At 59.6% G+C, this 15,312-nt stretch carries 17 protein-coding genes; 4 read left to right on the top strand and 13 right to left on the bottom strand.

The genetic code is table 11. The features are described from left to right. Positions 1 to 13: 13 nt before the first annotated feature. From VCA57_RS16660 to VCA57_RS16640, 5 genes are read right to left on the bottom strand one after another with little or no spacing between them, the layout of a single operon-like run. On the bottom strand, positions 14 to 1,102 hold the full coding sequence (locus VCA57_RS16660) for a hypothetical protein (protein ID WP_411186195.1): 1,089 nt from the start codon (positions 1,100 to 1,102) through the stop codon (positions 14 to 16). Then, entirely contained in the window at positions 1,102 to 1,773 is a 672-nt protein-coding gene (locus tag VCA57_RS16655) for a hypothetical protein (protein WP_411186194.1), read from the bottom strand. The genes VCA57_RS16660 and VCA57_RS16655 overlap by 1 nt, the downstream gene beginning before the upstream one ends. Further along, a complete protein-coding gene (locus VCA57_RS16650; RefSeq protein ID WP_411186193.1) occupies positions 1,766 to 2,668 on the bottom strand; it encodes a hypothetical protein in 903 nt (300 codons plus the stop codon). Before VCA57_RS16650 ends, VCA57_RS16655 begins: the two co-directional genes overlap by 8 nt. Further along, complete coding sequence (locus VCA57_RS16645; protein ID WP_411186192.1) at positions 2,665 to 4,680, bottom strand: hypothetical protein; 2,016 nt, start codon at positions 4,678 to 4,680, stop codon at positions 2,665 to 2,667. The genes VCA57_RS16650 and VCA57_RS16645 overlap by 4 nt, the downstream gene beginning before the upstream one ends. A gap of 23 nt (positions 4,681 to 4,703) precedes the next feature. Further along, positions 4,704 to 4,967, bottom strand: a complete 264-nt coding sequence (locus tag VCA57_RS16640) for a hypothetical protein (protein WP_411186191.1) — start codon at positions 4,965 to 4,967, stop codon at positions 4,704 to 4,706. Between the two features lie 248 nt (positions 4,968 to 5,215). On the opposite strand from VCA57_RS16640, the gene VCA57_RS16635 reads away from it, so the two are divergent. Beyond that, the gene (locus VCA57_RS16635) at positions 5,216 to 6,217 is read left to right on the top strand and encodes a helix-turn-helix transcriptional regulator (protein ID WP_411186190.1); all 1,002 of its coding nucleotides are present in this window, start codon (positions 5,216 to 5,218) and stop codon (positions 6,215 to 6,217) included. Between the two features lie 9 nt (positions 6,218 to 6,226). Here VCA57_RS16635 and VCA57_RS16630 read toward each other — a convergent pair whose 3' ends face one another. Beyond that, positions 6,227 to 7,507 carry an MFS transporter gene (locus tag VCA57_RS16630; protein ID WP_411186189.1) on the bottom strand — a complete coding sequence of 427 codons (1,281 nt, stop codon included), beginning with the start codon at positions 7,505 to 7,507 and terminating at the stop codon, positions 6,227 to 6,229. Between the two features lie 574 nt (positions 7,508 to 8,081). On the opposite strand from VCA57_RS16630, the gene VCA57_RS16625 reads away from it, so the two are divergent. The 3 genes from VCA57_RS16625 to VCA57_RS16615 all read left to right on the top strand — a co-directional run bounded on the left by VCA57_RS16625 (position 8,082) and on the right by VCA57_RS16615 (position 10,430). After that, entirely contained in the window at positions 8,082 to 8,993 is a 912-nt protein-coding gene (locus tag VCA57_RS16625) for an EamA family transporter (RefSeq protein WP_411186188.1), read from the top strand. Positions 8,994 to 9,042: 49 nt separating this feature from the next. After that, a complete protein-coding gene (locus VCA57_RS16620) occupies positions 9,043 to 9,351 on the top strand; it encodes an I78 family peptidase inhibitor (protein WP_411186187.1) in 309 nt (102 codons plus the stop codon). A gap of 152 nt (positions 9,352 to 9,503) precedes the next feature. Next, positions 9,504 to 10,430 (top strand): LysR substrate-binding domain-containing protein, encoded by a 927-nt coding sequence (locus tag VCA57_RS16615; RefSeq protein ID WP_411186186.1) that lies wholly within the window; start codon positions 9,504 to 9,506, stop codon positions 10,428 to 10,430. 63 nt (positions 10,431 to 10,493) lie between these two features. Here VCA57_RS16615 and madM read toward each other — a convergent pair whose 3' ends face one another. The 7 genes from madM to VCA57_RS16580 all read right to left on the bottom strand — a co-directional run bounded on the left by madM (position 10,494) and on the right by VCA57_RS16580 (position 15,310). Then, positions 10,494 to 11,258 carry a malonate transporter subunit MadM gene (madM, locus tag VCA57_RS16610; RefSeq protein ID WP_411186185.1) on the bottom strand — a complete coding sequence of 255 codons (765 nt, stop codon included), beginning with the start codon at positions 11,256 to 11,258 and terminating at the stop codon, positions 10,494 to 10,496. Between the two features lie 5 nt (positions 11,259 to 11,263). Then, positions 11,264 to 11,665 (bottom strand): malonate transporter subunit MadL, encoded by a 402-nt coding sequence (madL, locus tag VCA57_RS16605; RefSeq protein ID WP_411186184.1) that lies wholly within the window; start codon positions 11,663 to 11,665, stop codon positions 11,264 to 11,266. Positions 11,666 to 11,726: 61 nt separating this feature from the next. Then, a complete protein-coding gene (mdcH, locus tag VCA57_RS16600; RefSeq protein ID WP_411186183.1) occupies positions 11,727 to 12,662 on the bottom strand; it encodes a malonate decarboxylase subunit epsilon in 936 nt (311 codons plus the stop codon). Continuing rightward, positions 12,659 to 13,306, bottom strand: a complete 648-nt coding sequence (locus VCA57_RS16595) for a malonate decarboxylase holo-ACP synthase (protein ID WP_411186182.1) — start codon at positions 13,304 to 13,306, stop codon at positions 12,659 to 12,661. The genes mdcH and VCA57_RS16595 overlap by 4 nt, the downstream gene beginning before the upstream one ends. 51 nt (positions 13,307 to 13,357) lie before the next feature. Next, positions 13,358 to 14,164 carry a biotin-independent malonate decarboxylase subunit gamma gene (gene mdcE / locus VCA57_RS16590; protein ID WP_411186181.1) on the bottom strand — a complete coding sequence of 269 codons (807 nt, stop codon included), beginning with the start codon at positions 14,162 to 14,164 and terminating at the stop codon, positions 13,358 to 13,360. After that, on the bottom strand, positions 14,161 to 15,018 hold the full coding sequence (locus VCA57_RS16585; protein ID WP_411186180.1) for a biotin-independent malonate decarboxylase subunit beta: 858 nt from the start codon (positions 15,016 to 15,018) through the stop codon (positions 14,161 to 14,163). Before VCA57_RS16585 ends, mdcE begins: the two co-directional genes overlap by 4 nt. After that, on the bottom strand, positions 15,011 to 15,310 hold the full coding sequence (locus VCA57_RS16580) for a malonate decarboxylase subunit delta (RefSeq protein ID WP_411186179.1): 300 nt from the start codon (positions 15,308 to 15,310) through the stop codon (positions 15,011 to 15,013). The genes VCA57_RS16585 and VCA57_RS16580 overlap by 8 nt, the downstream gene beginning before the upstream one ends. Positions 15,311 to 15,312: the final 2 nt, after the last annotated feature.

Here is a 15,312-nt window from a genome sequence, read left to right as displayed (position 1 = left end):
TATTCTCAGGTCGTCATTGCACGGTCTTGAAAGGCCCACTTAGGGTCCAATTCCTCGCGCTTTCCTCGAGAACCCAACGCCCTTGGCAAAGGCCTGAACCGACATCGCTCGCTGCGATAAAACCGCTGGTTGTATCCGGCGTGGCCACGGCGTTGTTATTGCTCGTAGTCATGTTGAGATCGTCGTACTTGTCGAAGGAATAATTGCCACTTCCCGCGTAACCGCTCAGCTCGCGGGTGGTCCAGCCTGGCTCGCGGACTACGCAAGTGGCGTAGTTACTCCAGGCATCCGCCGTCGCGGGCTCGGACAAACGCATCTCAACCAGTTCACCATCTGCGACCAATGGACTGGTATAAGCGCCTTGAGGCGTCAGTACGCTTTTCAGTGAATAGAAGTAGCCACCCGCTTCGTAGCCGTAGTCCTGGTCGTTACCCTGGTCATCACGGGTTTTTACCGGCCGAATCGCCACCGCTTGGGTGCCGCTTGGTACGCTGACTTTGCTGGCGCTGGTGGAATCGTAGTAACCACCGGACTCGAAGTAGCCAAAGCCCACCACCTGGCCTTGGGCGTTGACGAAGGCTTTCAATACCGCCGTCTTACCATCGCTGCCGATGATCAGCGTATTCAGGCTGACAACTACGGTCTGGCCATCGATCACCACCGTTTGTACCCCGGTTGAGGCGTCGAACACGTAGACACCGATGTCATTGCCATTGGCATCGATGACACGCCCGTCCTGTAGGGTGCCAATGACATTGCCGGAGCTGTCGAGGATTTCCTGCACCTGTAAGGTCTCGGTCGCCGAGTCCGGTGTATCACCGGTTTGATCGCCTTGGTCGGCATCATCGCTGTCGTCATCAGCTGCTGGCGGCGTGCTACTGGGTGGCTCGGCAAGCGCTACGGCGCCATAGTCCTGCACGCCGCTGAGCGACGCGGAGTAGCTTTGATAGTTGTTGTGCAAGGCATCAAGAATGGTCGGGATGCAGCCTTTGCTGCTGTTGGCCTCATCGCAGGGCAGCAGGGTCAGTGCCGCAATCAGGCTGCCGCTAACGCCCAGTACAACCAGATATTCGGCCATGGACTGGCCTTGCTGGCGGCGCATCAGCGCTCGACCCGATTAAGCAGCATCTGGGTAAACCCCTCATGCCGCAAGAACACCACTGAGAGTTGTTCACGGCCCTTGCTGCAGATCAGCGTGGCGTCGTTCTGCTGTTGCGCCAAGTGGTTGGTCTGCCATCCTGCGCGGAGAATTTCGCTCTGATACCAGCGCAGGTTGTCCTCCAGGCTTTCGCTACTGGCCAGCATTACCAGTTGCCCCTGGCTGGCGCCGTCCTGGGTTTGCATGTCGGAAACCACCACGGCATCGGGTGGCATCGGTACGCCACTGCCGAGCACACGGCTCGCCAACTCGGCAGCCGGCGGGTTGACCAACATCAGCCGGCCGCTGCTCTGGCCGTTGTGCGCCTGCACCTGAACCATCATCAGGCACTCTTCGCTGATATGCAGAATTTGCTGCCAGTCGCCAAACTTGCTGAAGTCCACTGCGTCTTGCCATTTACCGGCATAGAACGCGCTGATGCTCGACTCAGGTCCGTCGAAGCTGAATGCTTTGACGTTCATCGGCTGATTGTTCCACTGCAGCTGCTCGGCAATGCTGGCCACGACCATCTCGTCGAGCACCGGGAAATCATCGAAATCACAGTCGGCCTGAGCCAAAGCGCAGGGCAACCAGCCAGCGCAGAGGGCGAGTGCGCACAGCCATGGCCTATTCATTGAAGTAACAGAACCCGTAATCACATTTCACCTGAGCCTGCGGGATCGGCTTGATATCGACTGCTGCGAAATCGACATCGGCAAAGGACGGCTCAAAGATGCCGATCACGTCGATCACCGCATTGACCACGGCGTTGTCCATCATGGTGCCGATGGCAAAGTCATCAACGCGCTCTTGGAAGTGGTGATCGCCTTGGGCGTTCCAGCCATCGGCCAGCACCGCACTGTTGGCCCGCAAGGTCAGGATTGTCGGTAAAAAGCCGTGCTTAGCACCGCCTTCCGCGCCGCTCCCGGCCAGGTTGACCTGGAGGCTGACGCTGGGTTTGAAGTAGTTCTCGGTGGGGTGCGCCACCTGTAGAAAGTCATCATCCTTCTGGATTTTCAACATGGTCAGGGGCGTCATCAGCAGGTCCATGCCGTCGTTGTAAACAGTCAATACGTCGTAGGCCACCGAGGGTGTGTCATGCGCGGCTAAGCTGCCGTTGTCCAGGCCGCCACTGCTGAGCATCTGCTGGCCGTTACTCCAGCGCCACAGCGCATGCACAGGTTTATTGCCCAACCCGCTAACGTCATTGCTGGACAGCACTTCGGGGGCTTTGCTGAAGCTCAGTAGGCGCTTCTGTGCGCTGCCGGCAATATCGCTGTCGCTGCGCAAGGCGATGTCCGCGCCCGGTTCGCTGGTTTCACCGGGCTGGTTGCCGGCGGCGTACCAAACGGTGCGTTCCCAGGCGACATAACGGGCCAACACCTGGGTCTGAAAACTCATGTCGAGCAGTTTGCCCAGCGCCGGCACCACCAGAAACAGCACCAACAGCACGCCGCTGGTCATTACCACGAACTCGGTCATGGCCTGGCCCTGACAACGCTTGGCCGTGCAGACATAGCGCGCGCTCATGGGTTGTAACTCCCAATCTCGCTGAGGGTCGCGTCTTTCGCCGCACTGCCGACCGTATCGACCACGCTATCGACAACCTTCTCGGCATAGGCTTTGACGGGCGATGGCACCTTGTCGAGGATCTGCGCCTTGGCCGGCTCGACCAGGCTGCTCATGGTCATATCAATCACCCAACGGGCCACGCCCATCACGCCATCGGTCAGGTTCAGGTCGGCGAGCAGTTGGAACGGGTCCAGCTCACCATTGGCGATGCGTCGGGTGATCTCGCTCGGCTCGCGCAGGCGGGCATCCCAAAACGGGCTGTACTCGCTAGCCACCTCGCTGGTACTACGCGGGCTGGCAAAGTAGGTTTCTGCCGAGGACACCGTCATCAGCGCATCGGCTTCGCGCCACAGCACCTCAGCGCCGGCGTCACGGGCGCTGGCGGTCTGCAGTTGGAAGCGGTACAGGTTGTTGCCGGCCGAACCATTGAGGTTGAGCCCATCCGGGCTGTCGGTGGTCGGCACATCGCTCAAGCGCTTGGCCACGGCGATGCTGAACTCGTGACTGGTGCCTTTACTGGCAAACAGCGGGTTCAAGGAGAAGAACGCTGGCGGCCCGGCATAACTGGTCGACACATCGGTGGGCAAGGCCCCGTAGGCCTGCATTGCATTACCCCACATGTAGGTCACCCGATGCACTTCATCGAAGACATCACCGTACATGCCATCCGGCCCGGGCTGGCTCATGCCGGTCTTGCCCCACTGCGTTGAGAGACGCATAGCATCAGCCTGCTCGGCCACTAACTGCTCAGTGGCCTCGCCGATGGGCATACCCAGAGCGATGGTGAACGGATCAGGGTGGTATATGCCGAAGCACTTTTTACCCACAAAGGGGATCCAAAGGCATATATCGACGCCCAATTTGATACCCAGCTTGAAGCCCAGCGACGTCGAATCAATCGAGGTCCAGGCGTAACGCTCGATCTTGTCGTTATTCGAGTTGGTCCGCTTAGGGTTGTAGCGGTACGCCGTGCCGCCGTCGTTGTACGAGCCCGCCTGCAGGGAAAACTGTAGGGTGATCACCAAGGGCCCGAGAAAGAACGGCAGTTCGGGGGAATTTAACGTGGGCGTTGTTAGCTCAAACTTACGATTACTCAACCACTGGTTACGCCCGCCGTTGATCATCGCAGCAAACTGCTTGTAGGCGGTGCGGGCATTGCCGTTGGTGGCGGCCGCTGAGTTGCTGTCGCTGTAACGCCCGGGGCTGGTATCCACCAGCAGCGTGGCCGGGCCGTCGCCGCTACCGAGGAACGAGCTAACCGCGTTTTTGCCCACGCCACCGGCAACGGCATTGGCCGCATTACGCAGGTTTTCGTAGCTGAATTTGTCGCCGTAATAGGTCAGCGCGGTGTTCTGCGCGAGAAAGAAGTAGCCCAGCATGGGAATATACAAGTCATCGCCGGGGTCGCCCGCAGAGCGGTTGCGATGCGCCTCGACCACATCCAGCATGCCCTCCATCTGCGCCTCGACGGTCGCCACGGCAAAGGCCTTCTGGAACATCGACAACGCCATATTGAAATAGGAGACGGTGGTCGGGTAAAAGCCGACCATGGCATTGGCCACCGCATTCACACCTGTGCCCAGTGCGATGTAGGGCGAATACACCGCGTTGAGCACTTCACTGAACGACGGTTTGGGCGACGGCGGCGCAATCGGAATTTGATAGGGCGGGAACGAGTTAATCCACTGCGGGATATTCTGATAACGCTTGGCCCAAGACATCATAGCCACCATCTGACCAATGGACATCTCGTTGGCCACCATCGCCCGATTGGTGTAGGCGATGAAGTTCTGGTTGCGGGCAAACAACTTGGCTTGCGAGTAAACCGCCGCATCGGCGGCGTTCTCCAGTTGCACGCGGTCACGCGTGAGGATGCCGTGGTTGTACACCAGCAGCATCGCGACCACCATCATGCCCAAAAATAACAAGCCAACGATCATCGCCTGGCCGCTCTGGCGCAGTCTGCTCATGGGCTGGCCATTAGACTGGCGGGTTACTTGCCAGTCTCGCTCTGCTTAAAGTCACCCAAGTTATAGGTGTCGTTGGCCGCTTCAACGCCAGCGGCAGTACCCTTGGTCGCCCCCGTACCGCTGGCGGTACCGCCGCCCAGTTCGGCGGCCATATCACCCACTTGGCCGCGCACAGTGTCACCAAACAGGTTGTAAACGACGATCGCGGCAATGGCGATCAGCGCGACGATGATGATGTACTCGGTCATCCCTTGGCCAAGTTGGCGGGCGCGCATTTTTAAGGTCATGGTTGTCTTCCCGAATATTGCAGGTACTTGATCAGCTCTGGCATACGCCAACGGTTGTTAAACCATTATGCTGAGCAAGTGACAGGCAGCCTTGACCCTGCGTTGCAGTTTATTCAGTGCTAATCGGCTGTCGCCGCTATCGGGCTGCCGGTATGGCGTGTACCGTGGCCCATAATCTGCTTGCTTTGCCGGCTAAATCGACCAGCCGTATAGCTAGGCGTAACGCCCTCACCTGAGACTCTCTGAAAATGCCCCAACATGGCGCAATCGTTCACCAAACCCATCTGGGTATGCCTGAGCATGACCGCTTTGATGTACGCCACCTGCCCATGCAGCAGCAAATCCTGGCCTGGCGTGAGCGGGTTGGCCACGTTATCGACGTGTTGCCCGCGCAGAAGCAGCTTGAACAGCCATTCAATGCCTTGATTGATCGCTACAAGCTGGGTGACTGGACGCTGACTGACTGCTATTCCGACCCGCTATCACTGAGCCGCTCTATTGCGCGTATCTCAACCGATAACAAGCGCGACTACGTGTTCCAGGTATTTATCCAGGGCGGTATAGCGTTGGCTGCAACCAGGCCGCAGAAAAAGCGCACGCCCTACTCGGCCAGCGTCATCGTGCTGGATCTTAATCAGCCGCTACGCATGCAACGCAGTGCCTGCCGCGTGCTGTCGTTATTCGCGCCACGGGCCTGGGTAGACGCGCAATGCAGCGAGGCTGAATCACTGCATGGCCGCACACTGGACCCTAGCCACCCCTTGGCCGGCGTGCTGATTGAACAGCTTATGGCGCTCTCCCAGGAAATACCGACGCTGCCAACTACAGAGGCTCGTATGGCGTTGCAAGGCAGCGCCCAATTACTCCTCTGTGCGTTTACCAAGCAGGCCAAACTCAGCGGCAATGCGCGGGCAGCGGCGCGCAGCGTGATGCTTAGCAAGGCGCGCCGTTATATTCAAACCAATCTGTATAACGACGATTTGTCACCCGAGCGCTTGCTGCAGGACTTACAGCTACCGCGCGCCACGCTCTACCGCTTGTTTGAGCATGAAGGCGGGCTGGCCGCGTACATCCTGCGTTGCCGCTTACGCGAAGCCGCCGAGCAACTGATCAAGCAGCCGCACGTGCCGGTTCTGGATATTGCCTACGACCTCGGCTTTGGCAGCGCCTCGGACTTCACCCGCGCCTTTCGCCGAGTCCATGAAATGGCACCCAGTGATTTGCGCGCGGCCACCCTGCCGCGCTTATAAACAGATGGCTCACGCCGCCTGAGTAGAGCGTGACGCCCCTGGAAAGTGATAGAGCGCGAAGAGACTCACGCACAACGCGGCCAGCAGATACCAGGCCGGCACCATCAGGCTGCCGGTGGCATGAATCAGCCAAGTAACAATAAACGGACAAAAGCCGCCAAATAACGTGACGCCCACGCTGTACATGATTGAGGTACCCGTGGCCCTATCGTGCACCGCAAAAGCCTCCACCATCATTACCGTGGTGACCGCATTGTTGCCCATCAGCAAGGCGCTATAGCCACCAATAATCAAGATCGACGCAACAACCCCGACCCCGTGAATCAACAGCATAAAAGCGGGGAAAACCAGCAGCATGCTGGCAATTAGGGTGACGTATTGAGTGGTTTTCCTGGCGGCCTGGCGGTCAGCAAAACGTGCCAACAACGGCAGTGCCGTGACAATCGCCACGCTGGAAACGCAGGCCGAAATCAGGCTTACCCCAGATGACATACCGAGGTTTCTGACTAGATAAGTCGGCATGTAATACACCAGCAGGTAGATCCCCGAAGTGGGTGCCGCCATCAGGGCAATACCCAGCCAGAGCGTACGGGCATGCAGAGTCAGCACACGTTTGAGGGAGGAGCGTTGTGGCGCAATGCTCACCGGCTCGACCAAGTGATAACGCAGATACCAACCTGCCGGCACCAGCAACAAGCCGAGCACGAAAGGCATTCGCCAGCCCCACTCAAGCATGGCCTGCGCTGACAGTGAGAAGCTCAGCGCTGCGCCCACTAACGCGCCAAGCAGGGCCGCCATTACCTGGCTGGATGAACGCCAGCTGACGATGTAACAACGCTGAGCACGTGGCGCCAGTTCCATCAGCACCACAGAAGCCACACCGATTTCCCCTCCCGCAGCAAACCCCTGAATAAGCCTGGCGCTGACCATCAGTAACATAGCGCTAGCGCCGATGGACTCATAGGTTGGGGCAAACGCAATCACTCCGGTGCCCAGCAGCATCAAACCTATGGACAACATCAGCGCTGGCTTACGCCCTTTGCGGTCGGCTATATGGCCAATCACCAAGGCCCCCACAGGGCGCATGGCGAAGCCTGCGCCGAAGGTCAGCAGGGATAACAGCAACGACGCCAGCGGGTCGGCGGCGGGAAAGAACAGCGTGCCGATAATCGCGGCCGAAAAGCTGTAGACCGTGAAGTCATAAGTGATCAGCCCGTTACCAATCGCAGCAGCCCAGACAACACGCCAGGAGCGTGCTGGCAAAGCCTCGGGGCCAATAGAAAGGCTCATTACTCACCTACAGCGATAGTGGAATAGTCAAATTGGCGGAAATGCGAAACGTCTTGCCCCGCGGTCAGCAGCACAACTCACTTGCGCCGCGCAAAGCCCATAACAACCAAGCGTAAGGGGTTCGCATGCACTAAACATGCGGACTTCTCGTTGCTTACCGGCATATGAAGTAACCGCAGCCACTGTAGCGCTTGCCTGAAGCAGGGATGGACCTTAACAGACTGTTGAAAGGCCACCTATGTAAGACCGTGCCAATCAGCATCTCAAACACGACAACAGCGCGCCGCACATGGCATCGACTCATCACTCACTAAAGCCACCTTGCGCCACCGCAAAGCTCAGTTGGTAATGCTCGACCGGCAAAAAATATGTGGGAACCCCCGTCACCGTAGGACTATTTTCCAGCACAAGCTGTATTGCGCGAACTGCGCACCTTACCGAACAACAACCTAAAGCAGTGCACCTCCTGCAGAATGGAAAACACTGCTGGCTAGCGCAGCACTGCGCACAGCATGTGAGGTAACCTATCAGCCCTCTTGGGCTCTGCTGCCCGCGTAAAGGATTCACCGATTCCATGCCTGTTGCCCCGCCCTTTCCCCGCCGCCTTGCAGTGGCGCTGCTGGCTTTTCTGGCCTGCGCATTCGCGGGTAACCACATTGCTGCGCGCACGGCATTCGACCATAACGCGGGTGTGCTGCTGGCAATTTTGTTTCGCTCCGGGATCACCTTCTGCGTGCTCGCGGTGCTGGTGTTCTGGCAGCGCCAACCCCTGCGCCTACCCGCTGGTACTGGTCGCTGGCAACTGCTGCTGGGGGTGCTGATCGCCTTGCAGAGCCTGGCTCTGTATTCCGCCGTGGCACGTATTCCGGTAGCCCTGGCGCTGCTGGTGGCCAACACCTTCCCGATACTCCTGGCTTTGCTCACCTGGGCATTGGGTGGCCCAGCACCGACCCAACGCACCGCCTGGCTGATGGGCCTGATCCTCGTGGGCCTGCTCTTCGCCCTTGATGTTCCCGCACACCTGAGCGGCAGCGCTGGCGCTAGGCCGAACTGGCTGCTGGGTATCAGCCTGGCCTCTTTCGCCGCCTGCGCTTTTGCCTGCGCGTTGTGGGTCACCGAGCACAAGCTGTCGCACATGCGCGGCACCCTACGCAGCATGCTGACCATGATGATTGTATTCAGCTGTGCTGCGCTAGCTGGCCGTGCTGAGCTGATACCCGGCGGCCTAAACCTGCCCAACGCGGCAGTCGGCTGGTATGGTCTAGGTGCCCTGACGCTGCTCTACGGTTTTGGCTTCACCCTGTTGTTCGTCTGCATGCCACGCCTGGACATGGCGCGTAATGCTCCGGTGATGAATGTTGAACCCGTGGCGACGCTAATTCTCGGCTGGTTGATTCTCGGCCAGACGTTAAGCCCGATGCAGATCACCGGTGGCGTAATCGTGGTCAGCGGGATCGTCCTGTTAACCTATCGCAAACACCCTTGAGGCAAACCGCCACGCCGTAATCGGCTTGACTCCTTACGAGGAAAACCCAATGCGCTTGACCCACCTCTGTTACCTGCCGCTGATCGCCGCCCTCGCTGGCTGCAGCTCCACCAAGCCCGCGCCCAGCGAACAAGCCAGCCCAAGCAATAACCACGGCCGTTGCAACGCCGAGGCCGTGCAGAACCTACAGGGCAAAACCATTAGCCTGGAACTGGTTAATCAGGCCCAGGCCCAGTCCGGCGCGCAGACCACCCGCGTGCTCGCACCCAACGATGCGATGACCATGGATTACGACGCGCACCGCCTGAACATCGATATCGATGAGGCCGAAGTAATCGAGCGCATGACCTGCGGCTAAGGCCTGTTGCCGTTTAACTCGCGGCCACGCCGGGGCCAGTGAGGTTGCGCGGGAAACGGCAACAGACCCTAAGCCTCTACCACCAAGGTACAGGCACACATCTGCGACCTGATGCGGCACAATCGCCACTTACCCTGACGAGTGCTGGACCGATGCTGATCGATGAAGAACTGACCCTGAAGAAGCTGGAGATCTTTCTGGCCTTCATGCGCAGTGGCAACCTGACGCGAGCCGCCAGCGAGCTGAATACCAGCAACGTCAGTGTGCACCGCGCCATTCACTCGCTGGAAAGCGCCCTGCGCTGCCCACTGTTCAAGCACGAAGGGCGCAACCTGATCCCGCTAGAAAGCGCTTACGTGCTCGAAGAGCGGGCGCAGAAACTGGTGCAAGACGTCGTCGACAGCGTACGCATGACCCGCGAAGCAGCCGGTTTCTCTGCGGAACGCTTCAAGCTCGGCGCGCTGTATTCGTTGACAGTGAAAACCGTACCGCAATTGATCATGGGCCTGAAGCTGCGCCGCAGTGAGTTGAATATCGACCTGATCCTCGGCTCCAACGTCGACTTGCTGTACAAGCTGAAAAACGTCGAGCTGGACGCCATTCTAGTGGCGCTCAATGACAGCATCAGCGACCCCGATTGTGAGCAGCTGGCGTTATTTGCCGACGATATCTTCCTTGCCGTCCCCGTGGACTCGCCCTTCGCAGAGCAGCCCGAAGTAGACCTGGCGGACCTGCGTGACTCGACATTCATTACCCTGACCCAAGGTTTCGCCACCCACCTAGACGGTGCGCGGGTATTTCAGCAGGCGGGGTTCGAGCCGAAAGTGGCGATGCAGGTAAACGACATATTTACCTTGCTCAGCATGGTCAGTTCAGGGGTGGGGTATGCCCTGCTACCGGGGCGGATTGCAGCGGTGTACGAGAACCGTGTGCGCTTGATCCCGTTGCAAGCTAAGTACCACCTGCAACAGCACATTGGCGTGGTATTTCTTAAGGCCAAGGAGCGCGACCCCAACCTGCTCGCGCTTCTTGCCGAATGCCGCATGTACAGCCTCAAGCACGCAGTGCCTGGCAACTGATACCGCCCAGCTGATAGCCATTGCCGTACAGAGCACGCAATGACTATCAGCTAAAGGCAGGATTTAGCCCATCAGACCGCGCATGATAAAGAACAGCAGCGACGGCCCAAGCAGACAGCCCAATGCGGTATAGAACGCCGCAGTGAGGCAACCGTAAGGCACCAGCTTAGGATCGGTAGCCGCCAGGCCGCCGGCAACACCGCTGGAGGTGCCCATCAAACCGCCAAAGATCACCGCACTGCGCGGGTTATTCAGGCCGATATAGGGTGCCACGAAAGGTGTTGCCACCATCACCAGGATTGCCTTAACCAAACCGGCAGCGATCGACAGTGCCATCACTTCCGAGCTGGCACCGATTGCCGCCCCCGTCACCGGGCCGACGATATAGGTCACCGCGCCAGTGCCGATGGTGGTCAGGCTAACCGCGTCGGTATAGCCAAAGCCGATTGCCACACCAACCCCCGCCACAAATGACGCGCCCACGCCGACAAATAGCGCCAGCACCCCGGCAAAACCTGCCCGTTTGAGTTCTTCAACGCTCACGCCAAAGCCAGTCGCAACAATGGCAAAGTCACGCAGCATCGCCCCACCCAGCAGCCCTACCCCGGCAAACAGCGGGATATCTACCAAACCCTTGGTCCCACCGGTGTAAGCACCACCGATATAGGACAACAGCAGGCCCAGCAAAATGGCAATAGCCGACCCATGCAAGCGGCCTTTAGTGAAGGTGTTTGAGATCCAGTAAGACACCCACATGGTCAGGCCAATGATGGCAAAACCGCTGAGCAAGCCGTAGCTGGTAAGTACTTTCATTAAGGATTCGTACATATCGATCACCGTGGCGATTTGGTCAGGGGAGTTGCATCGGACGCTTCAGGCTTTGGTTGCCCGATTCGACTCAGCACTGGCACCAGCGCAAAAGCCAAGACCACCGCCAGGGTGCCCGCGATAATCGCCATTGGCCCGCCACTAAGGGCACCGTAGACGTTTTGCTGAGCGGCCATGGCGACCACGATAGGAATGTAAATGGCACTCCAGAACGCCACGCCTTTCTCCGACGTTGCGTCGAGTATTCCGCGTTTGTGCAGGTAACTGCCCAGGAAGATCAACAGCATCATGGCGATGCCGACACCGCCGACGTTAGCCGGTACGCCGATTAATTTACCCAGCAATTCACCGATAAAGATGCCTGCCAGGGTACAGAAGGCCAGGAAGGCCACACCGTAGATAATCATTATTTTTATCCTCGTATCACACGTCGAAGTTATTGTTTTTGTCCTTCGGTAATCGGTGTTGCTATCGGCTCCGATTCACCTCCTGGCGCAACATGGCGTCCAGTGTATCCAGGCGCGAACCTTGAAAGGTGAGGACCATTCCGGGCTCAAATACCCGCCGAGCCAGGCCGCTCAGCACGCTGCCCGGCGGCAGTTCGAGATGCAGGCGCACACCGCGCTCAAAGGCGCTCTGTAAGGTGCCCTGCCAATCGACGACCCGGCACATGTTGTAGGCCAGATCGTCGCGTAATTGCTCGGGATCGCTCAGTAACCGCGCCGAGCTTGCGCTCAGGTAACGCAACTGTGGTCGCAGCAACGTGACAGTGGCAAAAGCCTCGGCCAGCCGCGCGGCAGGCTCGGCGAGTAAGGCGCAATGTGAAGGCACGCTAACTGCCAGAGGCTTGGCCATGCCAGCACCGAGCACGCGTGCGCGATCAGCCACGCACGCCATGGCGGTGTGGCTACCGGCGATAATTAGTTGGTTTTCTGCATTGATATTGGCCAGAAACACAGGCAGTTCAGGCCCGTTAACCTCGGCCAACAGGCGCTCAATCGTTGCCAGATCAAGCCCCAGGATGGCGGTCATGCCATAGCCACTCGGGTAAGCCTGCTGCATCAACTCACCGCGCAGGGCGACCAAGCGTACGGCATCGGCAAATGCCAGGGCACCGGCCACCACCGCTGCAGGGTAGGAGCCGATAGATAGCCCGGCAACGTAGTCGGGCTGTACATCACGCGCCATCAAGAGCCGGGCACCAGCGACCCCAGCAAGCAACAGACACAGCTGCACAGCGCGGGTGCTGCGCAGCGCATCGGCACTGTCCAGCTCCATCACCGGCTCGCCAAGCACATCCGCTGCTTCCTCCAGGCAGGCCTGGACGACAGGCACATCCGGCAAACCATGCAGCATGCCTGGTTGTTGCGCGCCCTGGCCGGGAAATGCCCAAAGCGTACTCATGCCGCAGCCTGCTCTACAGCCCAAGGGTCGCTGACCAGCAGCGGCCCCGAATTACACTTGAGCAACACCCGTGCGGCGCCATAGGCCCACTCGCGCAGAGCCAATGCGCCATGGGGGGTTTCCAATTGCACATCCACCCGACCTGGCATGCCATCAAGCCGGCTACATAACGTCTGCGCCCAAGCCCGAGACAAGGGTTGCGGGGCACGAATCAGCACGTCCAGGTCACTGGCCGGATGAGCCGCCGACAAACCGCTGGCCAATTCAAACCCCAGGCTGCCAGTTACCCCCCAGCGCAAGCCATCAGCATTCAGTTGCGGTGCCAACGTTTGCAGCGCACGCATAGCTGGCCACTCGCGATGCGCGTGGCTCGTCCAACGCCCTGCCCGCGCCACGGCCTCCGGGCTAACCCGACGACGCACATCGGCTAAGCGCATAAAGGTGGCGAAACGCTCTTCACGGGCAATCCCACGCACCCCTACCGCGACCCAACCGGGCTCGGCAAAAGCGCGGCGCACCACCACCGGCGCATAGCGCGCCAGTGCTGCCTGCACCCAGGCCGGGGCATCAGTCGCCAGATGCTGTGGGGTCAGACCCCAAAGCAAGTCATGGGGACTGTGTGTCACGGACTGTTCGCTGCTCATCAGAAGCTCCTTACGGTGCTGCTAGTCAAAACCACGGGCGGCCTTGCCGCGCTACCACTGCGCACGCAAAAGCTCACGCACCTGAGATGACGCAGCACGATTGGGCGCGCCCAAACGACCGCGCAAATCCTTACTGCCGCAGGCGATATCGGCCAGCGCCTGGGTCAGGCAATCCTCTACGCGCGCGCAGTCTTCGGCCGAGGGCTGAGCAATCTGTGCAACCGACAGGCTTTCCCAAAGCAAACCCAGGGAGCTGTAGCTGTCCAGGTCGTAGGCCATAGGCGGCACGCTGGCAGCCAGGGCTTCCAGCTCCTCAATGCTGCGCAGGGTGATCCGTGCTGCCGCCGCTTTGCCCATGGCGTGCACCATGACACCGGGGTCACGCAGGGCAATCAGGCGCTGCGCTTGATAGCCGTGAGCGAGAAAGGCACCAGACATCGCCTTACCCACCAACAACCCGATCACCGCATGCCCGGCCAAACGAGCACGGGCGTAAGCATCAACTGCACCGGCCAGCGCTTGGTGAATGCCGTAGGCCTCCTCGCGACGGCCGTAGGCCTGGCTCGGCACATCAACAATGGCGATCAGTGCCCGCTTGTCGGTGCGCCCGGCGTCAGCAGCGATGGCATCGTCCACGGCCTTGGCCAAACCCCAGCCTTCCAGCAGCCCGACTTCACCATTGCGCGCCCGGGGAAACGGATTATTGGCATCCGCCACCACCGCCAGGTAACGCACCCGCTGACCCGCCAACTCGCTGTCGGCAACCAGCAAGGAAGCCGGCAAACCTTCAATAGCAGAAGCACCAGCACTCAGCGCCTGAAACCAATTACGCCCACGTTGTTCGGTTGTGCTGCTCATGCTTGTTCTCCTTGATAGGCGCTGCGCACGGCAGCGGCATCGGCCTGCACGCTGGTATCGACACGCTGCAAGCGCTCGAGGAACCAGGCATGCCGGCGGCTGCGTTCCAGCTCAGGTTTACCTTGGCGGAACAAGCTAATCAGCGCCTGACGAATCGGCTCGACATCGTCGGCGAGATAGCCATCGACCAGAGCGCTGGCGTAGCGCTGCTCGCCGCCGGTCATGCTCCAGATAAACGGCCGATCACGTGAGTCGTACTCGTCAACTCCAGCCTCCTGCTCAATCACTTGCGGACCATTCAGGCCCAGGCGCGCCTCACGGGTCACCAGCAAATAGCTGCACAGGCCAGCGGCAATCGACATACCGCCGAAGCAACCCACCGGGCCGGCGACTAGGCCGATCACCGGCTGGTACTGGCGCAAGTCGACAATCGCCGCCTGAATTTCGGCAATCGCAGCCAGGCCGAGGTTGGCCTCCTGCAAACGTACGCCACCGGTCTCCAGCAACAGCACGGCGCGGGTCGGCGTGCCGTTACGGTTATCTTCAGCAGCCAGTTCCAGAGCACCGGCAATCTTTGCCCCGCCTACTTCACCGAGGCTGCCGCCCTGAAACGCGCCTTCAATGGCGATAATCACTGTGGGCTGACCATCGATCAGGCCCTTGCCGACGACTACGCCGTCATCGGCTTGCGGCACGATGCCCTGCTTGGGTAGCCACGGCGAAATCACCTTGGCAAAGGGATCGACCAACTCACGAAAGCTACCGGCATCGAGTAAGCCACGGGCACGCTGGCGCGCACCCAACTCGGTAAAACTGCGCTGCCCAAGCAGGCGCTGAATATTTGCATCACTCATGGGACAACTCCTCCAGGCCTTGCTCCAAACGCAGGCGAACTACGCCTGGGGTTGCACCAAAGTCATGAATGGAAATGTTCAGGGCCGGCAGTTGCTGCTCACGGAACATGCGCTCAAACAGTTGCTGCCAACGCGACGCGCTGCCGTTTACCGAGGTCACCACCTGAATCGACAGGGTGCCGGCCGTACCAGGCTCGAACATCGCTTCAAGGTCACCGGAGCCAACACAACCCACCAGGGCACGGCGCTGGCTTGGTTGCCCAGCGGGAAATTCAAAGGACAGGGTTTCCATGC

The organism is Pseudomonas sp. (assembly GCF_046581935.1).
Classification (GTDB): Bacteria; Pseudomonadota; Gammaproteobacteria; order Pseudomonadales; family Pseudomonadaceae; genus Aquipseudomonas.
The sequence above is the reverse complement of the archived record's forward strand: the minus strand, read 5'-3'. Positions and strand labels throughout refer to the sequence as shown.

Coding starts and splice junctions, on each gene's coding strand:
- VCA57_RS16635 (WP_411186190.1), top strand. CDS start 5,216: ATGCCCCAACATGGCGCAATCGTTCACCAAACCCATCTGGGTATGCCT.
- VCA57_RS16580 (WP_411186179.1), bottom strand. CDS start 15,310: ATGGAAACCCTGTCCTTTGAATTTCCCGCTGGGCAACCAAGCCAGCGC.
- VCA57_RS16645 (WP_411186192.1), bottom strand. CDS start 4,680: ATGAGCAGACTGCGCCAGAGCGGCCAGGCGATGATCGTTGGCTTGTTA.
- VCA57_RS16660 (WP_411186195.1), bottom strand. CDS start 1,102: ATGCGCCGCCAGCAAGGCCAGTCCATGGCCGAATATCTGGTTGTACTG.
- VCA57_RS16595 (WP_411186182.1), bottom strand. CDS start 13,306: ATGAGCAGCGAACAGTCCGTGACACACAGTCCCCATGACTTGCTTTGG.
- VCA57_RS16655 (WP_411186194.1), bottom strand. CDS start 1,773: ATGAATAGGCCATGGCTGTGCGCACTCGCCCTCTGCGCTGGCTGGTTG.
- madL (WP_411186184.1), bottom strand. CDS start 11,665: ATGATTATCTACGGTGTGGCCTTCCTGGCCTTCTGTACCCTGGCAGGC.
- VCA57_RS16650 (WP_411186193.1), bottom strand. CDS start 2,668: ATGAGCGCGCGCTATGTCTGCACGGCCAAGCGTTGTCAGGGCCAGGCC.
- VCA57_RS16620 (WP_411186187.1), top strand. CDS start 9,043: ATGCGCTTGACCCACCTCTGTTACCTGCCGCTGATCGCCGCCCTCGCT.
- VCA57_RS16615 (WP_411186186.1), top strand. CDS start 9,504: ATGCTGATCGATGAAGAACTGACCCTGAAGAAGCTGGAGATCTTTCTG.
- madM (WP_411186185.1), bottom strand. CDS start 11,258: ATGTACGAATCCTTAATGAAAGTACTTACCAGCTACGGCTTGCTCAGC.
- mdcE (WP_411186181.1), bottom strand. CDS start 14,164: ATGAGCAGCACAACCGAACAACGTGGGCGTAATTGGTTTCAGGCGCTG.
- VCA57_RS16625 (WP_411186188.1), top strand. CDS start 8,082: ATGCCTGTTGCCCCGCCCTTTCCCCGCCGCCTTGCAGTGGCGCTGCTG.
- VCA57_RS16585 (WP_411186180.1), bottom strand. CDS start 15,018: ATGAGTGATGCAAATATTCAGCGCCTGCTTGGGCAGCGCAGTTTTACC.
- VCA57_RS16640 (WP_411186191.1), bottom strand. CDS start 4,967: ATGACCTTAAAAATGCGCGCCCGCCAACTTGGCCAAGGGATGACCGAG.
- mdcH (WP_411186183.1), bottom strand. CDS start 12,662: ATGAGTACGCTTTGGGCATTTCCCGGCCAGGGCGCGCAACAACCAGGC.
- VCA57_RS16630 (WP_411186189.1), bottom strand. CDS start 7,507: ATGAGCCTTTCTATTGGCCCCGAGGCTTTGCCAGCACGCTCCTGGCGT.